The sequence below is a fragment of the Mesorhizobium sp. M0016 genome (assembly GCF_040324035.1).
In the GTDB taxonomy this organism is placed as follows: Bacteria; Pseudomonadota; Alphaproteobacteria; order Rhizobiales; family Rhizobiaceae; genus Mesorhizobium.
The window spans coordinates 330337-352611 of record NZ_JAMYVM010000004.1 but is presented as its reverse complement, the minus strand read 5'-3'; the positions used below and the strand labels follow the sequence as shown (position 1 = coordinate 352611).

The window sequence follows — 22275 nt, the reverse complement described above, 5'->3', positions numbered from 1 at the left end:
GATATGGGCGATTTTTGGGTTTTTGGCTACGGCTCGCTGATCTGGCGACCGGGATTCGCCCATGTCGAGACACGGCGCGCGCGGCTTTACGGCTACCGCCGGTCGCTCTGCGTCTATTCCTTCGTGCATCGCGGCACGCGCCAGCGGCCGGGCCTGGTGCTAGGCCTCGACCGTGGCGGCTCCTGCATCGGGCTGGCCTTTCGCGTGCCCGGCGAGCTGCGCGATGAGGTGCTGACCTATCTGCGCGAGCGCGAATTGGTGACCAGCGTCTACCTCGAGCGTGTGCTCGATATCAGCCTCGACGGGAATGGGGCGGCCGCGGGAGAGAGAGTGAAAGCGGTTGCCTATATCGTCGACCGCCAGCATGAGCAGTATGCCGGCGGGCTCGACCCCGCGCATGCGGCAGGTGTTATCCGTGGCGCCGTCGGCCAGTCCGGAAACAACGAGGACTATGTGCTCAACACGCTGCAGCATCTCGCGGCGCTGGGTATCAGCGACCACTGGCTGGAAGAGGTGGCGAAGCGGATCGCCTCGTGAGCCAGTGGACCACGGCGAGCCTGCAGGCGAAGCGCTCGCGCCTTTGTGAAGCGCTGGCCCGCTGGAAAATTGGCTGAGGCCTTTGACCTCGGCGCGGCGAGACCTAGCTTAGCTGCGGCCCGAAGCATTCGGGTCGCCCGCCGCCAGCCCACGGAGCCCCGTCTTGCAAAAACGCCGTCTCGGTCAAACCGACCTTTCCATCGCGCCGCTGGTCCTGGGCGGCAATGTCTTCGGCTGGACCGCGGACGAGAAGACCTCCTTCGACCTGCTCGACCGGTTCGGCGGCGCCGGCCTCAACGCTATCGATACGGCCGATGCCTATTCGCGCTGGGTGCCCGGCCACGCGGGCGGCGAGTCCGAGACCATCATCGGCAAATGGATGAAAAGCCGCGGCAACCGTGACAAGATCATCGTCATCACCAAAGTCGGCTCGGATATGGGACAAGGCAAGAAGGATCTGTCCGCTGCCCATATCGAAAGGGCAGTCGAGGCGTCGCTCAAGCGACTGCAGACCGATGTCATCGACCTCTATTTGTCGCACTGGCCGGACCCGACCACGCCTTATGAAGAGACGCTCGGCGCCTACCAGAAGCTGCTCGCTGCCGGCAAGGTCCGCCATATCGGCGCCTCGAATCTCGACGCCGGCCAGCTGCGCGCCGCGCTCGATGTTGCCAGCCTGCGCGGGCTGCCGCGCTACAGCGTGCTGCAGCCGGAATACAATCTCTACGATCGCTCATCCTTCGACGGGCCGCTGCATGATGTGTGCGTGGCCGAGGATATCGGCGTCATCACCTATTTCAGTCTCGCCAAGGGGTTTTTGAGCGGCAAATACCGTAGCGAGGCCGATCTCGGCAAAAGTGAACGCGGCGGCGGCGTGAAGGCTTATCTCAATGCGCGCGGCATGCGCATTCTGGCCGCACTCGACACTGTGGCGGCGCGCCATTCGGCCAAGCAGGCGGAAGTAGCACTCGCATGGGTGATGGCGCAGCCCGGCATCACTGCGCCGATCGCCAGCGCCACGACGCTGGACCAGGTCGACAGCCTGGTGCGCGCCGCATCGCTGAAGCTCAGCGCGGAGGATCTCGTGGCGCTGGACAAGGCCAGCGCCTAGCCGCGCAGGTTCGGCACGATCGTTCAAGACGACGGCTGTCCGCCTTGCCACACTGTTCTCCATTATTGTGGAGAAGAGGCAGCATGGCCGCAGACATTCTTTCGCAGGCGCAGCCCTGGCAGCAATTGCTGGCGCTGGTGCTGGCGGCAACCGTCGTCATGGGCAGTCCTGGCCCGGCGACGATCAGCGTCACGGCGATAGGGGCCGCCTTCGGCCTGCGCAATTCGCTTCACTACACATCGGGGATCATTTTAGGCACGGTCGCGGTGCTGCTGGTCGTGGCCACCGGCATCAAGGCTATCCTCACCTCGATGCCGGGCGTAGCGCCAGTGCTGGCGGTCGCTTCAGCCGCCTATATTCTCTACCTCGCCTACAGAATAGCGACAGCGCCGCCGCTGGCCGCGCGTGACAGCAGCGCGGTTCTGCCGACCTTCCTCGGCGGCTTCCTGCTCGCCGTTGCCAACCCGAAAGCCTATCTGGCGATTGCTGCGGTCCTTGCTGGCTCCGCGACCGCAGCTCTCGGCATCCCGGCCAGGCTGGCGGTTCTCACCCTGATGATCGTAGCCATCCATGTGCTGTGGCTGCTGGCCGGCGCGGCCTTCGCCCGCACCCTGCGCCAGCCGCTGACGTCGCGGATCATCAATCTGGCCTTCGCGGCGACGCTGGTGCTGACCACGGCGCTGGCGGCGTGGCCTTGAGCCGGCCCGCAGAAGAGATCAAGCTTTGGTCTTTTTTGTTTTGGCGCGATTCAGGACGGAAAAAACCGCTCACACTTTTCCTGGAATTGCTTTGGCGGCCGCGGCGAGTTCGGCCAGCCGCTTGACCGCCGTCGGCGGCATTTGCGGCGGGTTAGGAGCCTGCGATGCCTCGATCAGCAGCTGGTCGCAGGCGGCTTCCGTATCGCCGATCAGCCGGTCCATGAATTCGTCCTTGCCGAGCCCGGGCGGGATCGGCGGCAGGAAGCGGGCCTTGATGGTGCCGGGAAAGCGCAAAAATTTGCGGCGAGGCCAATAGAGGCCGGCGACATGGGCGACCGGTACCACCGGGACGCCAAGCTGCGTATAGAGCTCGACAATGCCGTATTTGTAAGCCGGCTCGTCGCCTGGCGCTCGGCGCGTGCCTTCGGGGTAGATAATCAGCTGGCGCGGATTGCGCCCCATCTCCTGCTTTGTCGATGCAACGACCTGCTTCAACGCCTTGGAGCGGCTGCCGCGGTGAACCGGGATCATCCGCATCTTCAGGATGTACCAGCCGAAGAAGGGGATCCAGGTCAGCTCGCGCTTCAGGATATAAAGCGGATCGTGGAGGAAGGGAAAGAAAGCGATCGCGTCCCAAAACGACTGGTGTTTCGGCGCCAGGATGAAAGAGCCCTCCGGCAGGTTCTCGACGCCGGTGATGTCGCTCCTGGTGCCGGCGATCTTGTCGTAGAGCCACAGGCTGGTGCGCGACCAGAATTTCGGCACGAACCAGGCGCGATGGCGTGGCGAGAGGAAGTAGTAAGGGGTCCAGAGGACCATCTGGACGATCAGATTGACATAGAAGACGAAGTTGAACGCCAGCGAGCGGATATAGAGCATGCGGGGAAGGGCCCGTTGAGGAGGTGTGCGTTGGTTACACCAAGCGCGGGCAAAAAGGAAACGCCGCAATGGCCTGACATAGGCCGGCTCGCCACTGACTCAAGCCAGTCTCAACTCACCACGTCGCCTGCAATAACCGCTGCTTCAGCCGCGGAGCGGCGAAATCGAGGAACGCCCTTAGTTTCACCGCCAGCAGGCCTTGGCCGGCATGGACGAGGCTCACCGGCCACGGCTGCGGCTCGAAGGGTCGCAAGACCGGGACGAGCACGCCGGAACGTACTGCGTCCGCGATCTGGTAGGAGAGCACCCGCGTCATCCCGGCGCCTGCAATCGCGGCATCGATTGCAGCTTCCGCCGTGTTGACGCGCAGCCGTGAGTGGATCGGCACGATCAGTTCGCCCTTGTCGCCGGCAAAGCTCCAGCTGGCGAGCGCTGCAGGCCCTTCGAAACTGATGCATTCATGCGCGGCCAGATCGTCCGGCGTCCGCGGCATGCCATGCGCGGCGATATAGGCGGGGCTGGCGCACACGACGCGACGGATCGCGCCGACGCGGATGGCAATGAGGCTCGAAGGCGCAAGCTCGCCGATGCGGATGGCAAGGTCGAGATGTTCCTCCGCCAGTTGGGTTATCCGGTCAGCCAGCGCCAGGCGAATGTTGACTTGAGGATAAGCCGCCAGGAATTCGGTGACGACAGGCAGCACGTGTAGGCGACCAAAGACGACCGGCGCGGTGATGAACAGGTCGCCGGTCGGCGTGCTGTATTCGCCGGCAGCGGTGCGTTCGGCTTCGCCGACCTCGCCGAGGATGCGGCGGCAGGCGGCGAGATAGGCCTGGCCGGCATCGGTCAGCGTGAGCTGCCGGGTCGAACGGTTCAGCAGGCGCGCCTGGAGGTGCTTTTCGAGGTCGGAAACCTTGCGGCTGACCGTTGCCAGTGGAATGCCGAAATGGCGGCCGGCAGCGGAAAGGCTGCCCGCTTCCACCGCGGCGACGAACAGCGACATGGCTTCGAGACGATCCATACTTTCTTCCGGAAATTGGAAGGATAGCTTGCAACTATGCCATCTACATCCAAAACATGGAAGGATCTACCTCTTCGCGTACAATGGCCCTGTTTCGGCCTCGCGGAGGCTTCCATGAATGCTCATACTTTCACCAGCGATGTCGCCTTCACGCCGACGGTCAAGGCGATCCAGACCCGCAAAGGTTCGCGCAAGGGCTATGTCAGCGCCGAGGAGCGCGGCGGATGGCGCGCCCATATGACGCCCGACCTCGCCGACTTCATCGCGGCGCAGACCAGCGTCTTCCTGTCGACGGCAAATGGCGAGGGTCAGCCCTACATCCAGCATCGCGGCGGGCCAGCCGGCTTCCTCAAGGTGCTGGACGAGAAGACCATCGGCTTTGCCGATTTCTCCGGGAACAGGCAGTTCATCACGCAGGGGAATCTCGCCGACAACAACCAGGCATTCCTGTTCCTGATCGACTATGCGCATCGCCAGCGCGTCAAGATCTGGGGCACGGCGCGCGTCGTCGAGGACGATGCCGAGCTTCTGGCAAGGCTGATGCCGCAGGACTACAAGGCGCGCCCCGAGCAGGTCATCTTGTTCACCGTCTCGGCCTGGGATGCCAATTGCCCGCAACACATTCCGCAGCGATTCGAGGCCGCCGATGTCGCGGCCGCACTCGCCGAAGGCGACAAGCGGATTGAAAGCCTCGAACAGGAGATTGCGCGGCTGCGTGGCGCGGAAGACGGCACGGCCAAGGGGTAATCGAGCGCCGTCAGAGTCGTCTGTCCAATTCCCAAGGGAAAGCGTACGTGCTTTTCCCGGGAAAACCGCTACACACTTTTCCTGGAATTGCTTTAGTCCTTGGCGGTCGAAACCTCGGCCAGTGCGACGCTGTCGGCAGTCTGGCGGACCGGGACGACGCCGCGCGCAAGCGCCAGCAGGTATTTGCTGTATTCGGTCAGAAGCACGCGTAGCGCTTCCGGCTTGGTCAGCCAGTCGCCATTGTCCAGATTGGTGTTGACCACCGGATAGGGTTCAAGCCTGGCGCCATGCAGCAGGCGGCCCATCTCGAGCAGGCTGCGCGGCATGTGGTAATTGTTGGTGACGAGGATGATGCTGCCATAGGCGTGGCTCTCCACCCATTTAGCGCTTTCCTCGGCATTGCCGATCGTGTCGAGCGCGGCGCGGTCGATGTCGACACAGCAGGAAAACAGCGCCTTGTCGCCGCCGGTAGCAGCCTGCAATTGGCGGCGGCTGGCAGAGGGATGCACGCCTGAGATCAGCAGCCGCTCGCCCTTGCCGGAGGCAAGCAGATCGAGTGCTGCGTCGAGGCGGGCCTGACCGCCGGTCAAGACGATGATCGCATCGGCCTTGGCCGGGTTGGTCGGGGTCGTCATGTGGCTGACCTTGCTGGCGAACCAGCCGAAGCCACCGGCAAACAGGGCCACCAGCAGCAGTAGACAGAGGGAGGCGAGACGCAGGGCGGTGCGCAAACGGCCCAGCCCGGTACGCACACGCAAACGCACCACTGGCATCTGTCCAGCCGTTCCGGTCGACTCCCGCGCGTTCATCATCCTATGGTTAATCCTGAAATGCCTTTTTGGTAAGGAAAAAAGCGCACATTGCGTTACGTCGGTTTTCGATCCGTGATCGTCCCTTCCATTCCTGTCCTTGCCCCCGAACTGTTTTCGCTTCTGCCCTCACGGGTCACCCCGCATCCGGCTGGCGGACATCGATGTCGCTGAGATAGGCGACGACGGTGGCGTGCGAGGTCGCCGCCGTCAGTCCGCCGATCACCAGCACCATCAGGCCGACGCCGAGATAGCCTGCCGATCCGATGGCGAAATTGCCGAACAAAGCGGTGGCCTGGTCGGCCTGCGGCGTTGCCATGTTGCGCGACGACCACCAGGAAAAGACGATGAAAACCAGGATCGCGGCTGCGCCGCCGGCGGCCGCGCCCTTCATCCCGGTGACCAGGAAATGCCAGCGGAATTCGCGCGCGATGAAGCGCGCCTCGGCGCCGACGAAATGCAGCACTTCGATGATATGGCCGTTACCCGCCATGGCGCCGCGCGTCGCAAACACTACGGTCAGCACCGTCGCCGACAGCATCAGGACCAGCACGGCGATGCCGATGGTGACCGTGGTGCGGGCCATGGCGACCAGCCGGTCGACCCATGTACGGTGATCGTCGAGCGAAGCACTCGGCAGCTTGGGCGTGAGCGCCGCACGGATGGCGCTGAAGTCGGGCGGGCTGGTCTCGTCGATGGTGACGATGATCAGGCGCGGCACCGGCAATTCGTCGATATTCAGGCCCGAGCCCAGCCATGGCTCCAAAAGGCGCGCGGTGGCGTCGCGATCGATGATCCGGGTTTCCTTCACGCCGGGGAATTCGCCGACGATCTGCGAGGCCTGGGCAAGGGCTGCCTCCATGTCGAGGCCGTCGACCGGCTTGATCTGAATCGTGGCCTCGCGCGAGATCTGGTTTTCCCAGACCGAGGCAGTGTCGCGCACCAGCGTGACGGCGCCGAAAGTTAGGCAGGACAGGAAGGTCATGATGGCGATGACCAGCACCAAGGCGCGGCCGGCGATATTCTGCGCCGGCACGATCGGCGCCATGCGGCGCTGGACGCGCTGCGTCGTCGTCGCGAGATCGGCGGCGTCTCCATGCAACTGTTCGGCCGATAGTTCAGTCATAAATATCCAGCCTTCCGCCGGCCAGGATCATGCGGCGCGCGTCGACCTGCTCCATCAGGCCGAGATCGTGAGTGGCGATCACCACAGCGGTGCCGAGCCGGTTGAGCTCGATGAACAGCCTGAGCAACCGGCGCGCCAGCGGCGGGTCGACATTGCCGGTCGGCTCGTCGGCAAGCAGGATTTCGGGCTGTTCGATCAAGGCCCGGGCGATTGCCGCGCGCTGCTTTTCGCCGCCCGAAAGGACGGGCGGCAGCACATGCATGCGCTCGCCCAGGCCAACCCATTTCAAAAGTTCGGTGACGTCGGTGCGGTAGCTCGCTTCCTCGCGGCCGCGCACGCGCAGCGGCAGAGCGACATTCTCATAAGTGGTCATGTGGTCGAGCAAACGGAAATCCTGGAACACCACGCCGATGCGGCGCCTGAGATGCGGCAGTTCAGCGCGCGAGATGCGCGAGCGGTCCTTGCCGAAGATGGTGATCAGCCCGCGCGTCGGCTTCAGCGACATGAACAAAAGGCGCAGCAGCGTCGTCTTGCCGGCGCCGGAGGGCCCGCTCAGGAACTGGAAGGAGCTCTCCGGAATGTGCAGGGAGATGTCGCGGAGGATTTCCGGACCCATGCCATAGCGGAGGCCGACATTTTCGAAGCGGATCACGTGCGACGACCTGAGGGCGGCGGCGTGCCAGCCCTTTCTGTCCAACGACCATCGGCCGCCATGGTTAACCGTCGGTTAATTTTCGCTGGTTTTGAGTGCGTCACAAGGGTTCCGGTGGGGAAGCGTTAACCATTTCCATTTACGCAAAAGAAACGAAGAGGCAACAGCGGGGCCATGATGGCTGAGCAACGAACCGCGCGCCCGGTTTCCGGCGAAATCATGACCGGGACAAGTGTCGCACCGGAATCGCGTCCTGTGGCGACCGACATCGTCGATGCGGATTATGAGGTGCTGCCGCAGCCGATCCCAAGGGTAGAAGCCATGCCGACGCCGGCGCGCGACATCGCGACGCCGTCGATCGAAGGCATGGAGATGCTGCGCAAATCAGATGCGTCAGCCGGGCGGCCGGCATCGCGTGGCGGGCCGATCTTCTGGATTGCCGGCATCGGTGCGGCGCTTGCCGCCTTCTGGGTCTCGGGTGGTCACGCGCTGGTGCGCCAGACGCCGTTCTGGTCAGTCGAACAGCCGGAGGGCGCCGTACTCAGCATTGCCGGCGTCACCACGCGTGTCGACGCGTCAGGACCCACCCCGGTGCTGTTCGTGGATGGCGAGGCCGTCAATGACGGTTTGAAGGCGGGACAATTGCCGCCGCTGGAGATACGTGTCACCGGCAATGACACCCGCATCACCCGCTATACTCTGGGGACATCCAACCGTTCTCTGGCGCCCGGCGAAAGATTCGGCTTTTCCAGCCGCCTCGATGTGCCTAGAAACGGCGTCAAGGCCGTGGCGGTCACCTTCGCCGGCTAGTCGGTTTCTCTGGAAAGGTTGTTGATGCCAGTTGTGCGCGGCAAGGACATCGAGGTCCTCTTTTCGGCGTCCGCGATCGCGCGGCGCAATCTCGAACTCGCCAAGGAGATCGCCGAGCACGACTATCACGACCTGCTGGTGATTTCGGTGCTGAAGGGCTCGTTCATCTTCGCCGCCGATTTGATCCGCGCCATGCACGATGTCGGGCTGTCGCCCGAGGTCGAGTTCATCTTCATTTCCAGCTATGGCGCCGGCACCACCAGCGGCGAGGTGAGGGTGCTACGCGACATCGACAATGAGGTCGCCGGCCGCGACGTGCTGCTGATCGACGATATCCTGGAATCGGGCAAGACGCTGTCCTTCACCCGCAACCTGATGCTGTCGCGCGGCGCCAAAAGCTGCGCCATCGCGGTGCTGTTGGACAAGCGCATGCGCCGCCAGACGGAGCTGAACGCCGACTATGTCGGGTTCGACTGTCCCGATTACTTCGTTGTCGGCTACGGCATGGACGTCGCCCACGCTTTTCGCGAACTGCCGTTTGTCGGTGTCGTCAAAGGCGATGCCTGAGAAAAGGCCCCCGACGCTTCAAATTTTCAGAAAAAGTCAACTTTTGCCCGCCAAATTCCGGCCCATGGCAAAGCTTCTGATCGTCGAGGACGATGAGTCCGTCCGCACCCTCGCCGCCCGCGCGCTCGAACGCGCCGGGCACTCGATCGATATCGCCGCCGACGGCGCGCAGGGGCTGGCGATGGTCAGTGCTGCAGGCGGCGGTTACGACCTCGTCGTCTCCGATATCCGCATGCCGGAAATGGATGGCATCGAGATGGCGATCGCCGCAGCCAGGCTTTTCCCTGACATGAAGATCCTGCTGATGACCGGCTATGCCGACCAGCGCGAGCGCGCCGAGGAATTGAACGGCATCATTATCGACGTCGTGCAAAAGCCTTTCACGCTGGCCGAAATCCGCTCGCGGGTCGACCAGGCGCTCGCCTGCTTCGCCTGACACGCTTCAGGCGACATCCTGAGACGCGGCGAGGACAGGCGCAGCGCTCCGGCGCCGTTCGGTGTTGAGCGCCAGCAGACCGGCGCCGATGATCAGCGCCCCACCGATGGCAGTGGTCGAGCGCGGCACCTCGTCGAAGAACAGGAAGCCCCACAGCGGCGACCAGATGATGCCGGTGTATTCGAAGGTGGCGACGCGGTTGGCGGGCGCCAGCCTGTAGGCCTGCGACAGCAGGATCATGCCGGCCGAAGCGACGAAGCCGCAGGCCGCCATCTTGAGGAAATCCGGTGTCGTCGGCCAGACCCACGGCCGCACCAGGAATTCGAGGCTGGGGTGGACAGCATGGGTTATGCCGGCAAGCCAAAATGTGCCGGCAACCGCAGCGGCGCCGACCAGGTAGGCGCCGTTCTGGTAGAAGGCCATGACGGTGGAGGATTCGGTGTCGCCGATCTTGCGCGCCATCAGCTGTGAAAAGCCGTAGAGCAAAGCCGAGCCCAACGAAAGCAGCGCCGCCCAGTCGAACAGGCCGGCGCCCGGGCGCAGCATCACGACCACACCCAGCATGCCGATCAGCACGGTGGCGAGAGCCTGCCAGGAGACGCGCTCGCCGAGATAGGGCCCGGCCATCGCCATGATGAACAGCGGCGCCATGAAATAGAGCGCCACCGCGTCGGCGAGCGGCAAGGCAGCGATGGCCAGATAGTAGACCGTATAGGAGGAGAACTGGATGAAGGCGCGTATCGTCAGCAGGCCGAACCGCTTCGAGGCGATGGCCCGCAGGCCGACGTCGGCGCGAACGAGAAAGATCAGGATCGGCAAAGCGATGATCGAGCGGATCCACATCACCTCGGTCACGGGATAGCCGGCCGACACCGCCTTGACCAGCGGGTCCTGGAGCGAGAACACCAGCACGCCAAGGCACAGGCTGATGATGCCGAGAACGATCCGGTTGCGCATGTTGTTCTGCCGGCCCTTGCCTTGACTGCCCGCAGCCGCCCGGCCATGGGGTAAAAAGAACCCGCCACCGTTTCGGGCAGCGGGTATGAGTGAGGACTCTTTGATTGGTCCGCAGCCGGTTTCGCGGCGGCATATCCAATGGGCGAGCGGACTATGCTGCGGCGTTTGACATGTTGCAAACGAATTGGAATGATACCAGCGATCAAATTTGCTTATGACGGATTCAATGCGGCCACCCCTCGACAGCGATCTCCTGCGCACCTTCGTCGCCATTGCCGAAGCGGGCAATTTCACCCGGGCGGCGGAGCAGGCCGGGCGCACCCAGTCGGCGGTGTCGATGCAGATGAAGAAGCTCGAGGAGCTGGTCGGCGACAGCCTGTTCGAACGCGGCTCGCGCGGCGTGGCGCTGACGCGCCGTGGCGGCGAGCTGATCGTCAATGCCCGCCGCATCGTCTCTCTGCTCGACGAGACGGCGGCATCGATGGCGGCGGCACCGCTTGGCGGGCCTGTGCGCATCGGCATTCCCGAGGAATATGGTCACGCCATCCTGTCGCGCGCGCTCGGCGCCTTCTCGAAGCGTCACACCAAGGTCGAGGTCACCGTGCGCTATGCACATTCGGGCGCCCAGCTGGCAGCGTTGGCGGCCGGTGAACTCGACCTCGCCGTGGTGTTCGAATGGCAGGATCCTTCCGGCGGCGAGGTGCTGATGCACGATCCGACCGTGTGGGTGACATCGAGCCTGCATCACATGCATGAGGAGCGGCCGGTGCCGATCGCGCTCTACAACCGGGCCGGCTGGTGCAAGGACTTCGCCATCAAATCGCTGGAGCAGCGTGGGCTGGCCTACCGTGTCGCCTATACCAGCGACACCACCGGCGGCCTGAAGCTCGCCGTCACCTCCGGCCTGGCGATCGCGCCGATCTCGCACAGCAACATTCCCGATGGCTGCCGCGAGCTCACCGCCGCGGACGGGTTCGGCCACATCGATTCCTCGAATGTGGTGATGCATCGCAACCCCAATGCCTCAGGCGAGGCGATCGACGGCATGCAGGAAGCAATACGCGAGGCGTTCGTCAACAGGCCGGCTTAGTCTGTTGCATCCTCGTAGAAATGCAGCCGATTGCCGAAGGGGTCGCCGACCGACACTTCACGGGTCTGCCACGACGTGGTTTCGAGGCCCGGCCGGGCGTAGCGGTATCTCTTGCCGATCAGTTCGCGGTGCAATGCCGCGATGTCCTCGACCTTGATGCGCATGGCTATACCCGGCGCGCCGTCGCCATGATGTTCGCTCAGATGCAGGACACAGCCGTCGCGGATTACACCCATGTAGAGCGGCGCATTGTCGTCGAAGCGGTGCTCGAACTCGACCTTGAAGCCGAGAAAGTCGACATAGAATTCGCGTGCCTTGGCGATGTCGAAGATGCGCAGGATGGGCGTGACGGCACCGAGTTTCGGCATGGCGCTGATACCATTCAGTTCGACGGATGTTGCCTTGGAGGCTACTTCAGCTCCAGCAGCCGCTCGAGGTAGCTGCGCTCGATGTCGGGGCTGAGCGCGTTGCCGAGCCGCTTGCGAATCGCCTCGAGAATCTGGCGGGCGCGCTGCACGTCGATCTCGTCGGGCACCTTCACCGAATCGCCGAAATCGGGTCCGCGGCTGGCGCGCGGCCGGCCCAGCGGATCGCGGCCGGCGTCCTGTTGGCGGCCGCCTTCCTGGCTGCCGCCCTGGTCGCCTTGCATCGCCTGCAGCTGCTTCATCATCTCCTTGGCGCCCTTGCGCAGCGCTTCCAGCGCGCGACCCTGGTGGCCGACCGCCTGGTCGCCTTCCCCTTCGCCAAGCGACTTTTCGGCATTGCCCATGGATTTGCCAGCGTCGCCAAACCCCTCATTGGGCTGCATGCCCATGCCTTCCAGGCCCTTCTTCAGCTTGTCGAGTTCGCTCTGCAACTGGCCCTGGCCTTCCTGCAGCTGCTTCATCGCATCGGCGAATTCCTGCGGTGTCATCGACTTCGGCCGGGCGAGAGGATCGCGATCCTTGCCGACGCCCGGCTGGTCCGGGTCGTCGCCATTGCCTTCGCCGGGCTGCTGATTATCTCCGCGCTGCATCTGGTCCATGCGGTAGGTGTCGTTCATCATCTCCTGCTGGCGGCGCATGATCTCGCCCAGCTTGTCCATCTGCTGGCGCATCTCGCTGTCCTGCTCGCCGCCCTGCTGCTGACGGCCGGCCTGCAGGTTGTTCATCATGTTTTCCAGCTGCGACAGCAGCTCCTGCGCCTTGTCGCGGTCGCCCGACTTCGCCAGGTTCTCGATCTGGTCCATCATGCGGTCGATATCACTCTGACGCAGCTCGCGACCATTCTGCTGCATCTGCGGCGCGTTCGGGTTCTGCTTGGCGCGCTCGGCGAATTCCTGCAGGAATTCGTTCATCGCCTCGCGCAGTTCCTTCATCGCCTTTTCGATCTCTTCGTCGCTGGCGCCGCGCTTGATGGCGTCCTGCAGCGCCTGCTGGGCCTGGCGGAGCCGCTTTTCGGCGGACGAGAGATTGCCTTCCTCAATGCCGAGCGCGATTTCCCAGAGATAGGCAACCTCGTTGCGCAACTGATCGTCGCTGTCCGACATCTTCAGCCGGCTGCGGGCGCTCATGATGGCGAGGTAATGCGACATGTTGTCGAACGTGTCCTCGGGCCGCAGGGTGATGGCGTCCATCAGGTCGAGCACGCGCGGCTTGGCATTGGCGTCGAGCGCCAGCAGGCGGCGCTGCTCGACCACCGCCCGCGCCAGCGGGTTGGCGAAGGGCCGCTCCGGCATCACAATAGTCTTGGTTTCGCTGGTTGCGGTGTGTCCGGCATCGTCGGTGGCGACAAGCGACAGCTTGATGCTGGCGCCGGCCCAGACGTGCTCGGTGAGGTCCTTGGTGGTCTTGGCGGCGTTCGCCTTGCCGCCGCGGCGCGGCAGCGCCAGCGGCAGGTCAGGCGGACCGTAGAGCGGATGCGCATCGGGCGCCGCCGGATCGGCCAGCGCGAAAACCGCCTTGGCGGTGGCCGCGCCATAGTCGTCGTCGATCTGGTAGTTGAGCTCGAAGGCGCCGTTGACGGCGCTCTTGGGCTCGCCGACGAAGCGGATCGTCGGCGGCTTGTCGGGGATCACCGCGAAGCCCCAAAGACCGAGATCGGCTTCACCCGACTTCAGCGTCAGCGTGCCGTCGGCGGTCAGCTTGCCGGTGAACTGGCGCAGCTTGGGGGTCGCCGGGTTGACCGCCGCTGCCTTGACGGCCGCCACCTGTGGTCCCGACGGGTCGATGGCGCGAGCATTGCCGCCCTTGTCGGCAAAGCTTAGGGTTTCCTCGCCGGAGCCGCCGGTCACGCGCAGCGAGACGTCGCTGCCTTGCGGCACGGTGAAGGTGGCAACCGCCTGCTTGGCGTTGCCATCGATGACTGGCGCGGTCAAGAAGATGGGCGGCTTGCCGGTATAGGCCGGCGGGGTCACCCAGGCATCGATGCGCGGCGGTACGATGTCGCGCGCCGCATGGGCACTGAAACCATCGGACAGCCTGCCGCCGGACGGTCCGAAGGAGAAGGCAAAAGCGGTGACCAACAGCAGCGCCGCCACGGCACGCAATGCCCACGGATCGCGCTCCGGCACGCGGGTACGCGGCAGGTCGGCGCCAAGGCTGCCGAGCTTGTCGGCCATGCGCTTTTGGTGCTCGCGCCACAACGCCTGGGAAAAGATGCTTTCCTTGCCGCTGGGACGGTCGGTCTGCACCAGCACCGGGCTGTGCTGCAACTGGTTGGCCGCCTCGATACGGCGGTCGATTTCGGCGGCGGATGGAAGCTTGAAGAAACGCAGCGGATAGAGCGCCGCCAGCGTGGCAATACCGAACGCAGTGACCAGGATAATGCGCGCAATGTCAGGCAGCCGGGGGAAAAGGCCGAGCCAGGAGAGGCTGAGAAACAGGCTGGCGATGATGAGCAGCGGCAGAAGCAGCGGCCAGCCGCGCTCGACCGTCATCGAGACCCGTGTCGCCAGCCGGCTCAGGGCAAGCCGCCCGGCCAGGCTGCGATCGCCACTGGAAATGGGGCGTTCCGTCATCGGCCCTTCCTGCCCGGGCGGGATAGCCCGGACTCAACAAGCAGAAGTTTACCAGCAAACACGGCAAAGGCGAGGCGGTTCCGGAAAACTTGAAAAGCTTTGACGGGTTTGCGTCCCACTTCAGTCGAAGCAAGGTTTAGAATTTCGCCGGATCGGTATTCGAGCCGCAGACAAGGACGGCGATCCGCTCGCCCGGCGCCGGCGTGTAGCGGCCGGACAGCAGCGCTGCGAAGGCCGCTGCGCCGCCCGGCTCGGCGATGATCCGCACCCGCTCCCACAGCGCCTTTTGCGCGGCGATGATGGCGCCGTCGGTGACCAGGATGGAGCGTTCGACGAAGGCCTCGGCGATCGGGAACATCATCTCGCCGACGCGTTTGGGCGCCAGCGAATCGGCGGCGACGCCTTCGGCCGGCGCATCGACGGGGTGGCCGGCTTCGAAGGCGCGATGCAGCGTCGGCGCGCCTTCGGGCTCGATGGCGATGATCCTGATGCGGCCGGCAAACCAGGCGGCGATGCCGCCGATCAGGCCGCCGCCGCCGACAGCGACCAGCAGCGTGTCGATGTCGGGCAGATCGTTTTCGATTTCGAGGCCGAGCGTGCCTTGGCCGACCAATGTTTCCTCCTGGTTGAAGGCATGGATCTGCAGCGCGCCGGTCTTTTCGGCAAAAGCCTCGCTGGCGGCCAGCGCCTCGGCATAGCGGGCGCCGCCGACGATCAGTTCGGCGCCGTAGCCGCGGATGCGCTGCAGCTTGGCCGCCGGGCTGACTTCGGGAACGAAGATCGTCGCCTTGTGGCCAAGCCGCATGGCGGCATAGGCGACCGCGGCGCCATGATTGCCGCCCGATGCGGCGACGACGCCGGCCGCAGGCACCGGCCGTTCGAGCAGATTGGTGAAGGCGCCGCGCGCTTTGAACGAACCGGAATGCTGCAGGCATTCGAGCTTGAGGTCGACCGCCAGCGGCGGCCGGTCGAAATCGGCCATGTCGACGCGCAGCACCGGCGTGTGCCTGATATAGCGGCGGATGCGCGGTTCCATCGCGGCAATGCGTTCGCGCGTGACGGTGTTGCCGTTCGTCATGACCATCTCCTTGGGATTGACAGCAATTAGTAACTTGGCAAAATGGCTAAATGCAAGAGGTTGATGTCTTCAAGGCGATCGCCAACGAACGCAGGCTGCAGATCCTCGACTGGCTGAAGGATCCGCAGGCGCATTTCCCGGCCCAGGCAGACGGCGATCTGGTCGAGGACGGCGTTTGCGCGCTGCTGATCGCGGAGAAGCTCGGCATTACGCAGGCGACGCTCTCCGAACATATGCGCGTGCTTACCCAGGCCGGCCTGCTGCGCCCCAAGCGCATCAAGCAATGGACGTTCTACCGCCGCGACGAGGACAGGATCGCCGACACAAGGATGCTCATCCAGAACCGGCTGTAGCGCAGCCGGCGCTGCGGCTTCTATTTCAGCCAGTCGGGCACCGAATCCAGGCCGATCAGCTCGTCATAGGTCTGGCGCCGGCGCACGACGTGGAAACGGTCGCCGTCGACCAGAACCTCAGGCACAAGTAGGCGGGTGTTGTAGGTGCCGGATTGCACCGCGCCATAGGCGCCGGCGGTGGTGACGGCAATGAGGTCGCCAGACTTGAGCCGGGGCAGGTCACGGTCGAGGCCGAGATAGTCGCCGGTCTCGCAGACCGGGCCGACGACGTCGACCGCCATGCGCGGCGTGTCGGCCGGCGGCTGCACCACCGGCTTGATGTCGTGGAAGGCATCGTAGAGCGTCGGCCGGATCAGATCGTTCATGGCGGCGTCGACGACGAGGAAGTTCTTGGCGTCGCCTTCCTTCACGAAGATCGCTTCCGAGACCAGGATGCCGGCATTGCCGACGATCAGCCGGCCCGGCTCGAACATCACCTTCACTCCAAGCTTTGTCAGGTGCTTCCTGACGATCTCGGCATAGGCATCGGGCAGAGGCGGCGGGCTGTTGTCGGTGCGGTAGGGGATGCCGAGGCCGCCGCCGAGATCGACATGCTCGACGGCGTGGCCATCGGCGCGCAGCGCGCCGACCAGTTCCGCCAGAAGCGCGAAAGCATCGTCAAAGGGCTGCAACTCGGTGATCTGGCTGCCGATATGGGTATCGATGCCGATGGGCTTGGTGCCCGGCAAACCGGCCGCGCGGGCATAGACCTGGCGCGCCCGTTGCCAGGGAATGCCGAACTTGTTCTCGGCCTTGCCGGTGGAGATCTTCCTGTGCGTCCTGGCGTCGACATCCGGGTTGATGCGCAGCGACACCGGCGCCACCTTGCCGAGCGCGGTGGCGCGGGCCGACAGCAATTCAAGCTCCGGCTCGGATTCGACATTGAAACAGAGAATGCCGGCCTCGAGCGCGAAATCCATCTCGCGCGCGGTCTTGCCGACACCGGAAAACACGATCTTGTTGGCCGGGATTCCGGCGGCGAGCGCGCGGCGCATTTCGCCTTCCGAGACGGTATCGGCGCCGGCGCCGAGCTTTGCCAGCGTCCGCAGCACCGCCTGGTTGGAATTCGCCTTCAAGGCGTAACAGACCAGCGTGTCGAGCCCGGCAAAGGCCCCGGCGAACACCCGGTAGTGTCTGGTCAAGGTTGCCGTCGAATAACAATAGAACGGCGTGCCGACGCTTGCGGCGATGTCTGGTATCGCCACGTCCTCGGCATGGAGCACGCCGTCGCGGTAATCGAAATGGTTCACGAGAGTGTTTCCGGAAGTTGGAGCACGAGACCTGGTTAGCACGAGACCTGGTCAGAAAGACCAAGCCGGTCTCATCGGCCCTAGATCAGCGGGTCGAGGATGAATTTCTTGTCCACGACCGGTTTTTCCGGCTCCGGCGGCACCGGCTGTTTGGCGCGCTCGGCGTCCTTGCGGGCCTGGACGGCCGCTTCATAGGGCGTGTCGAGACCAGCCTTACGGCCGCAAGCGGTCACGGCAGCCATCGCCGTCAGCAGCGTCAGCGTCACCAAAATCCTGCTTGCGGTCATCGATCCATCCGTCCGAAACTTTATATGCTGCGCTTTTAACCGAGTTTTAGGCGCATTGCACCCCGGCATCATGCCTTGGCGATGCGCTTTTTCCAGCTGCGGATCTGCTTCCTGACCTCCGACGGCGCCGTGCCGCCGAAACTGGTGCGGCTCTTCACCGAATTCTGCACCGCCAGAACCGAGAAGATGTCTGCCGTGATGCCGGGGTTGATCGACTGCAGATCCTCCAGCGACAGCTTTTCAAGGCTCACCTTCTTCTCTTCGGCCAACGCCACTGCGCCGCCGGTGACATGGTGTGCCTCACGGAAGGGCAGGCCCAGCGTTCGCACCAGCCAGTCGGCGAGGTCGGTCGCGGTCGCGTGGCCCGAGCCGGCGGCCTTCTTCATGGCGGCGGCATTGACCGTCATGTCGCGCACCATGCCGGTCATCGCCGCCAGCATCAGATCGAGCGTCTCGGCGGCGTCGAAGACCGATTCCTTGTCTTCCTGCATGTCCTTGCCATAGGTCAGCGGCATGCCCTTCATCACCGTCAGCAGCCCGACGAGATGGCCGGTGACGCGGCCGGTCTTGCCGCGCACCAGTTCGGCGGCGTCCGGGTTCTTCTTCTGCGGCATGATTGAGGAGCCGGTGGAGAAACTGTCCGACAGCCTGACAAAGCCGAATTGCGGCGTCGACCAGATGATGATTTCTTCGGCGAGCCGCGACAGATGCGTGGCGGAGATCGCCACCAGGCTCAAAAACTCCAGCGCGAAATCGCGGTCGGAGACGCTGTCCAACGAATTGCGCATCGGCTCGCGGAAGCCGAGCGCCTTCGCGGTCTTGTGGCGATCGATCGGAAAACTGGTGCCGGCAAGCGCTGCCGCGCCGAGCGGGCTTTCATCCATCCGCTCGATGGCGTCGCGGACGCGCGACAGGTCGCGCGAAAACATCTCGACATAGGCCATGCAATGGTGGCCGAAGGTCACCGGCTGCGCCGCCTGCATGTGGGTGAAGCCGGGCATCACGGTCGCCGCATGCTCCTCGGCGCGATCGAGCAAGGCTGAGATCAGCCCCTTCAGCGCCTCGGCGACCCGAAAGCACTCGTCCTTGACCCAGAGCCGGAGATCCACCGCCACCTGGTCGTTGCGTGACCGCGCCGTGTGCAGGCGGCCGGCGGCCGGGCCGATCAGATCGGCGAGGCGGGCCTCGATGTTCATGTGAATGTCTTCCAGCCGGGTCGAGAACTCGAACGTGCCGGCCTCGATCTCTTTCAGGATCGTGTTCAGCCCGTGAGCAATCTTTTCTTGATCGGCCGCCGAAATAATGCCCGTTTCAGCCAACATCTCGCTGTGGGCGACCGAACCTCTTATGTCTTGCGCATAAAGTTTGCGGTCGAACGAGATCGACGCGTTGATCGCTTCCATGATCGCGGCCGGACCCGAGGCAAAACGTCCGCCCCACATCTGGTTGCTGGCCTTCTTGTCGCTCATCGCTATAACCCGTGCTCCGGAGCAGTCTTAGAAAAATGGCAGACGGTAACAGATACTTCCCGGCCCCGCGCCTGATCCTCGCCGCTTTGCTGGCGGGCGTGCTGGCCGGCGCGGTCGCGGTATATGTCAGCGAGAGCGGGTCTGGCAACAACGCAGCCACCGGCAGCGCACCTGCGGCCGGCGCGGGCAACAGCAAGGACGACGTCGCCTGCGCCGCCAAGAGCGACCGCGCCAAAAAGGTTGCCGCCGCAGCCACCGGCCAGGTGGCGGCATTGCTGCCCGCCGATCCGCCGCAATCGCTGAAAAGCCTCGCCTTCAACGGCCCAGACGGCAAGCCGATGACGCTCGCCGATCATGTCGGCAAGACCGTGCTGCTCAACCTGTGGGCGACGTGGTGCGCGCCCTGCCGCGCCGAAATGCCGGCGCTCGATACGCTGCAGAAGGAAAAGGGCAGCGATGCCTTCGAAGTGGTCGCGGTCAATGTCGATGCCGGCGACGATGTGAAGCCCAAGAAGTTCCTAGCCGATATCGGCATCGGGTCGCTCGGCTACTACCGCGATTCGACGCTGGCGCTGTTCAACGACGTCAAGACGCGTGGCTTGGCGCTAGGCCTCCCCGTCACCATGCTGATCGACGGCGAAGGCTGCCTGATCGCGCATATGAACGGACCGGCCGAATGGTCGGGACCGGATGCCAAGCGCCTGGTCGAGGCCGCACTCGCCCCTTAGAGCGGTTCACCGTTTCATCGAAACGGCTACCCGCGCTAACTTTTTTGTTTCGACGCAATTTCGGACGGAAAACCGTTTCACACTTTTCCTGAAATTGCTCTAGGCTGAGCGCAGGGCCGCCGCCGGCGGCAGCATCAAGATGCTGCCGCCGCGTTGTTTGACGCTGGCGTCGTCGTGTGCCGCCGGCGCCGCGACGCCGGTCAGTTCGCTGAACGCCTCGATCGGGCTCGGCCGGCCTAGATAGTAGCCCTGGCCAATCTCGCAGGCCTCGGCGTCGAGGAATTTCAGCTCGCCCAGCGTCTCGACGCCCTCGGCCAGAACCGGCAGGCCGAGACCGCGGCCAAGCCCCAGAACGGCGCGCACGATGGCTGCCACCTGGCCGTTGCTGTCGACTGATTTGATGAATGAGCCGTCGATCTTGATCTTGTCGAAGGGGAAGGCGCGGAGATTGGACAGCGAGGAGTAGCCGGTGCCGAAATCGTCCATCGCCACACGCACGCCAAGCGCCTTCACCTGGCGCAAGGTCGCCAGCGCGCGCGGCATGTCCTTGACCAGCGCCGTTTCGGTGATCTCGAGTTCGAGCCTGCCGGGCGTCAGGCCGGAGCCGAGCAGGACTTCATGCACCTTGCGGCTGAAATTCGGATTGTGGAGCTGCACCGCCGAGACATTGACCGCTACGGTGAGAGGGTTCTTCCAGCGCGCAGCCTCGGCGCAGGCCGTCGCCAGCACCCATTCGCCGATCTGGATGATGACGCCGCTGTCTTCGGCCACCGGGATGAAGGTCGCCGGCGACACGTCGCCGCGCTGCGGATGGCGCCAGCGGATCAGCGCTTCGAACCCGACCATCCGCCCGCTGCTGATCTCCTTTTGTGGCTGGTAGACGAGGCGAAACTCATCGCGCGCCATGGCCTGGCGCAGTTCGTGCTCCATCACGCGCCGGTCTCGCGCCTCGGCGCCCATCGAGGCCTCGAAGTAACGGTAGGTGTCCTTGCCCTCGGCCTTGGCGCGGTAGAGCGCGGTGTCGGCGTGGCTGACCAGGAGTGTCGGCTCATCGGCGTCGAGCGGATAAAGTGCAATGCCGATGCTGGCCGACACCAGCCCGCCACCGACCGACAGCCGGTTTTCCTCGCGCATGGCCGCCAGCACCGCCTCGGCGATGCGGCCGGCCGCCTGCGGATCGGGAAGGTTCGGAGCGATGATGGCGAACTCGTCGCCGCCGAGACGCGCCAGCATCTGTCCGTGGCGGAGCACGGCGGAGGCGCATAGCGCCACCTTCTGCAGCATGGCATCGCCGGCGCCGTGCCCGAACAGGTCGTTCACTTCCTTGAAGCGGTCGAGGTCTAGCAGCAGCAGCGCAAGATGCCCGCCCTTGCCGCCGCGGTCCATTGCGGCAATTTCGGCCTCGAGCCGGCCGGAGAAACTGCGGCGGTTGGGGAGCCCGGTCAGCGGGTCGAAATGGGCGAGGCGCAGTATCTCCTGCTCGGCCTTCCTGCGTTCGCGGATGTCGCGCACGGCGACCACGCTGTGCCGCTTGCCGCAATAGTCGATGCTCCTGGCGATAAGTTCGACGGGGATGGTGGCGCCGTCATGGGCTCTGAGCTCCGCTTCCTGTGCCTGTCCGCTGCAGTCGGACATGCCGGCCGCGGTGCGTTCGCCGAAGAGATCGCCAAGCAGCATCGCGTTCAGCACTTCCGGCGCAATGCCGGTTAGCGCGGCGATGCTGTCATTGGCGCTGACGATGCGGGCGCCGTCGCAGACGATCAGCCCCTCGACGGCGGCGTTGGCGAGGCCGTGCATGCGCTCGGCCTCGAGCTTGTGACGCCGGAAGCGAAGGTCGATCCACAATGCTGCGGCTGAAAGCACCAGGATAGCCATGCTGACTGCAGCGGCGGCGAAGGCCTGCGACACCGGTTCGACCGTGAACTGCGATATCTCGATGGAGGAGTCCGGGAAGATCGACACCGCGCCCATGGCGATGAAGTGCAGGCTGCAGATCGCCAGCGTCAACAGGATGGCGGCGGCGATTGTGGCCTGCATGGACGGCCGTCGCAACACGACCAGCAGCGCCAGCGCGGCGAGGGTGACGCCTGTCAGCACCGAGACGCCGACCAGCAGCGGGTTCCAGACGATGCGCCCTTCGACCTCGAAGGCGGCCATGCCGATATAGTGCATGGCGGCGATACCAGCGCCGAGGACCGCGCCGCCGACCAGAGGGTAGTCGATGCCCCGGCGCAAGGTGGCGATCCACATGCCCGCAGCGGTCAGGGCGACGGAACCGGCGAGCGAAAGCGCCGACATTTCCGTATTGTAGGCGTTGGGGATTCCGGGAGAAAAGGCAAGCATTGCGATGAAGTGCGTCGCCCAGATACCGAAGCCGGTGGAAGTGGCTGCTATCATCAGCCAGGTATAGCGGTTGCGCTCGCTCGAGCGGTCGACATGGCGAAGCAGGTTGACCGCCGAGAAGGAAGAAATACCGCAAATGAGCGCTGCCAGTGCGACCAGTCTCAGATCGTGCTCATGCACGATACAATTATAGACCGTCAGCATCTCGCCCCACCTGCTCTCCCACAGCAATCAAGCCGTCCACTTGATTAGTATGCCGCGCTTGACGAAGAATCGGTTATGCGAACTAC

23 protein-coding genes are annotated in these 22275 nt (G+C 64.4%); 10 read left to right on the top strand and 13 right to left on the bottom strand.

Going from position 1 to position 22275, the window contains the following annotated elements:
* Nucleotides 1-3 precede the first annotated feature (3 nt).
* The 3 genes from NKJ88_RS09015 to NKJ88_RS09005 all read left to right on the top strand — a co-directional run bounded on the left by NKJ88_RS09015 (nt 4) and on the right by NKJ88_RS09005 (nt 2346).
* On the top strand, nt 4-537 hold the full coding sequence (locus tag NKJ88_RS09015; protein ID WP_023673305.1) for a gamma-glutamylcyclotransferase: 534 nt from the start codon (nt 4-6) through the stop codon (nt 535-537).
* Between the two features lie 163 nt (nt 538-700).
* Nucleotides 701-1648: an aldo/keto reductase gene (locus tag NKJ88_RS09010; protein ID WP_023685347.1), complete on the top strand. Its 948-nt coding sequence runs from the start codon at nt 701-703 to the stop codon at nt 1646-1648.
* A gap of 83 nt (nt 1649-1731) precedes the next feature.
* Nucleotides 1732-2346, top strand: coding sequence for a LysE family translocator (locus NKJ88_RS09005; protein ID WP_023685346.1), 615 nt, complete (start codon nt 1732-1734; stop codon nt 2344-2346).
* Nucleotides 2347-2415: 69 nt separating this feature from the next.
* On the opposite strand, the gene NKJ88_RS09000 is transcribed toward NKJ88_RS09005, so the two are convergent.
* A complete protein-coding gene (locus NKJ88_RS09000; RefSeq protein ID WP_023673308.1) occupies nt 2416-3225 on the bottom strand; it encodes a lysophospholipid acyltransferase family protein in 810 nt (269 codons plus the stop codon).
* A gap of 115 nt (nt 3226-3340) precedes the next feature.
* A complete protein-coding gene (locus NKJ88_RS08995) occupies nt 3341-4246 on the bottom strand; it encodes a LysR family transcriptional regulator (protein WP_023673309.1) in 906 nt (301 codons plus the stop codon).
* A 114-nt stretch (nt 4247-4360) separates the two neighbouring features.
* Between NKJ88_RS08995 and NKJ88_RS08990 the strand changes: the two genes are divergently transcribed.
* The gene (locus NKJ88_RS08990) at nt 4361-4993 is read left to right on the top strand and encodes a pyridoxamine 5'-phosphate oxidase family protein (protein WP_352443950.1); all 633 of its coding nucleotides are present in this window, start codon (nt 4361-4363) and stop codon (nt 4991-4993) included.
* A 92-nt stretch (nt 4994-5085) separates the two neighbouring features.
* On the opposite strand, the gene NKJ88_RS08985 is transcribed toward NKJ88_RS08990, so the two are convergent.
* The 3 genes from NKJ88_RS08985 to ftsE all read right to left on the bottom strand — a co-directional run bounded on the left by NKJ88_RS08985 (nt 5086) and on the right by ftsE (nt 7580).
* Nucleotides 5086-5805 carry a YdcF family protein gene (locus NKJ88_RS08985; protein ID WP_023824703.1) on the bottom strand — a complete coding sequence of 240 codons (720 nt, stop codon included), beginning with the start codon at nt 5803-5805 and terminating at the stop codon, nt 5086-5088.
* Nucleotides 5806-5938: 133 nt separating this feature from the next.
* The gene (locus NKJ88_RS08980; RefSeq protein ID WP_023824702.1) at nt 5939-6928 is read right to left on the bottom strand and encodes a cell division protein FtsX; all 990 of its coding nucleotides are present in this window, start codon (nt 6926-6928) and stop codon (nt 5939-5941) included.
* Nucleotides 6921-7580, bottom strand: a complete 660-nt coding sequence (ftsE, locus tag NKJ88_RS08975; protein WP_023685344.1) for a cell division ATP-binding protein FtsE — start codon at nt 7578-7580, stop codon at nt 6921-6923. The genes NKJ88_RS08980 and ftsE overlap by 8 nt, the downstream gene beginning before the upstream one ends.
* Before the next feature lie 174 nt (nt 7581-7754).
* On the opposite strand from ftsE, the gene NKJ88_RS08970 reads away from it, so the two are divergent.
* From NKJ88_RS08970 to NKJ88_RS08960, 3 genes are all read left to right on the top strand, one after another.
* Nucleotides 7755-8390 carry a hypothetical protein gene (locus NKJ88_RS08970; protein WP_352443949.1) on the top strand — a complete coding sequence of 212 codons (636 nt, stop codon included), beginning with the start codon at nt 7755-7757 and terminating at the stop codon, nt 8388-8390.
* A gap of 24 nt (nt 8391-8414) precedes the next feature.
* Nucleotides 8415-8957 (top strand): hypoxanthine phosphoribosyltransferase, encoded by a 543-nt coding sequence (gene hpt, locus NKJ88_RS08965; protein WP_023673315.1) that lies wholly within the window; start codon nt 8415-8417, stop codon nt 8955-8957.
* Nucleotides 8958-9021: 64 nt separating this feature from the next.
* Nucleotides 9022-9393, top strand: a complete 372-nt coding sequence (locus NKJ88_RS08960; RefSeq protein ID WP_023673316.1) for a response regulator — start codon at nt 9022-9024, stop codon at nt 9391-9393.
* Between the two features lie 6 nt (nt 9394-9399).
* Here NKJ88_RS08960 and NKJ88_RS08955 read toward each other — a convergent pair whose 3' ends face one another.
* A complete protein-coding gene (locus NKJ88_RS08955) occupies nt 9400-10350 on the bottom strand; it encodes a DMT family transporter (protein ID WP_023824701.1) in 951 nt (316 codons plus the stop codon).
* Between the two features lie 226 nt (nt 10351-10576).
* Between NKJ88_RS08955 and NKJ88_RS08950 the strand changes: the two genes are divergently transcribed.
* Nucleotides 10577-11440 carry a LysR family transcriptional regulator gene (locus NKJ88_RS08950; protein ID WP_023686706.1) on the top strand — a complete coding sequence of 288 codons (864 nt, stop codon included), beginning with the start codon at nt 10577-10579 and terminating at the stop codon, nt 11438-11440.
* On the opposite strand, the gene NKJ88_RS08945 is transcribed toward NKJ88_RS08950, so the two are convergent.
* The 3 genes from NKJ88_RS08945 to NKJ88_RS08935 all read right to left on the bottom strand — a co-directional run bounded on the left by NKJ88_RS08945 (nt 11437) and on the right by NKJ88_RS08935 (nt 15516).
* On the bottom strand, nt 11437-11808 hold the full coding sequence (locus NKJ88_RS08945; RefSeq protein ID WP_023685340.1) for a glyoxalase superfamily protein: 372 nt from the start codon (nt 11806-11808) through the stop codon (nt 11437-11439). The genes NKJ88_RS08950 and NKJ88_RS08945 overlap by 4 nt on opposite strands.
* A 41-nt stretch (nt 11809-11849) precedes the next feature.
* A complete protein-coding gene (locus tag NKJ88_RS08940; protein ID WP_352443948.1) occupies nt 11850-14438 on the bottom strand; it encodes a TIGR02302 family protein in 2589 nt (862 codons plus the stop codon).
* 136 nt (nt 14439-14574) lie between these two features.
* Nucleotides 14575-15516, bottom strand: coding sequence for a threonine/serine dehydratase (locus NKJ88_RS08935; RefSeq protein ID WP_023735184.1), 942 nt, complete (start codon nt 15514-15516; stop codon nt 14575-14577).
* Between the two features lie 50 nt (nt 15517-15566).
* Here NKJ88_RS08935 and NKJ88_RS08930 point away from each other — a divergent pair, with 50 nt between their 5' ends.
* Nucleotides 15567-15869 carry an ArsR/SmtB family transcription factor gene (locus NKJ88_RS08930; RefSeq protein ID WP_023694025.1) on the top strand — a complete coding sequence of 101 codons (303 nt, stop codon included), beginning with the start codon at nt 15567-15569 and terminating at the stop codon, nt 15867-15869.
* 20 nt (nt 15870-15889) lie between these two features.
* Here the strand turns inward: NKJ88_RS08930 and lysA are convergent, their stop codons facing one another.
* The 3 genes from lysA to argH all read right to left on the bottom strand — a co-directional run bounded on the left by lysA (nt 15890) and on the right by argH (nt 18914).
* Nucleotides 15890-17158, bottom strand: a complete 1269-nt coding sequence (lysA, locus tag NKJ88_RS08925) for a diaminopimelate decarboxylase (protein WP_352443947.1) — start codon at nt 17156-17158, stop codon at nt 15890-15892.
* Nucleotides 17159-17238: 80 nt separating this feature from the next.
* Nucleotides 17239-17445, bottom strand: a complete 207-nt coding sequence (locus tag NKJ88_RS08920; protein WP_023673325.1) for a hypothetical protein — start codon at nt 17443-17445, stop codon at nt 17239-17241.
* A 68-nt stretch (nt 17446-17513) separates the two neighbouring features.
* Complete coding sequence (gene argH / locus NKJ88_RS08915; RefSeq protein ID WP_023742885.1) at nt 17514-18914, bottom strand: argininosuccinate lyase; 1401 nt, start codon at nt 18912-18914, stop codon at nt 17514-17516.
* A gap of 35 nt (nt 18915-18949) precedes the next feature.
* On the opposite strand from argH, the gene tlpA reads away from it, so the two are divergent.
* Nucleotides 18950-19642, top strand: coding sequence for a thiol:disulfide interchange protein TlpA (tlpA, locus tag NKJ88_RS08910; protein WP_023673327.1), 693 nt, complete (start codon nt 18950-18952; stop codon nt 19640-19642).
* Nucleotides 19643-19741: 99 nt separating this feature from the next.
* Here the strand turns inward: tlpA and NKJ88_RS08905 are convergent, their stop codons facing one another.
* A complete protein-coding gene (locus NKJ88_RS08905; protein ID WP_023804538.1) occupies nt 19742-22189 on the bottom strand; it encodes a bifunctional diguanylate cyclase/phosphodiesterase in 2448 nt (815 codons plus the stop codon).
* Between the last annotated feature and the right edge of the window lie 86 nt (nt 22190-22275).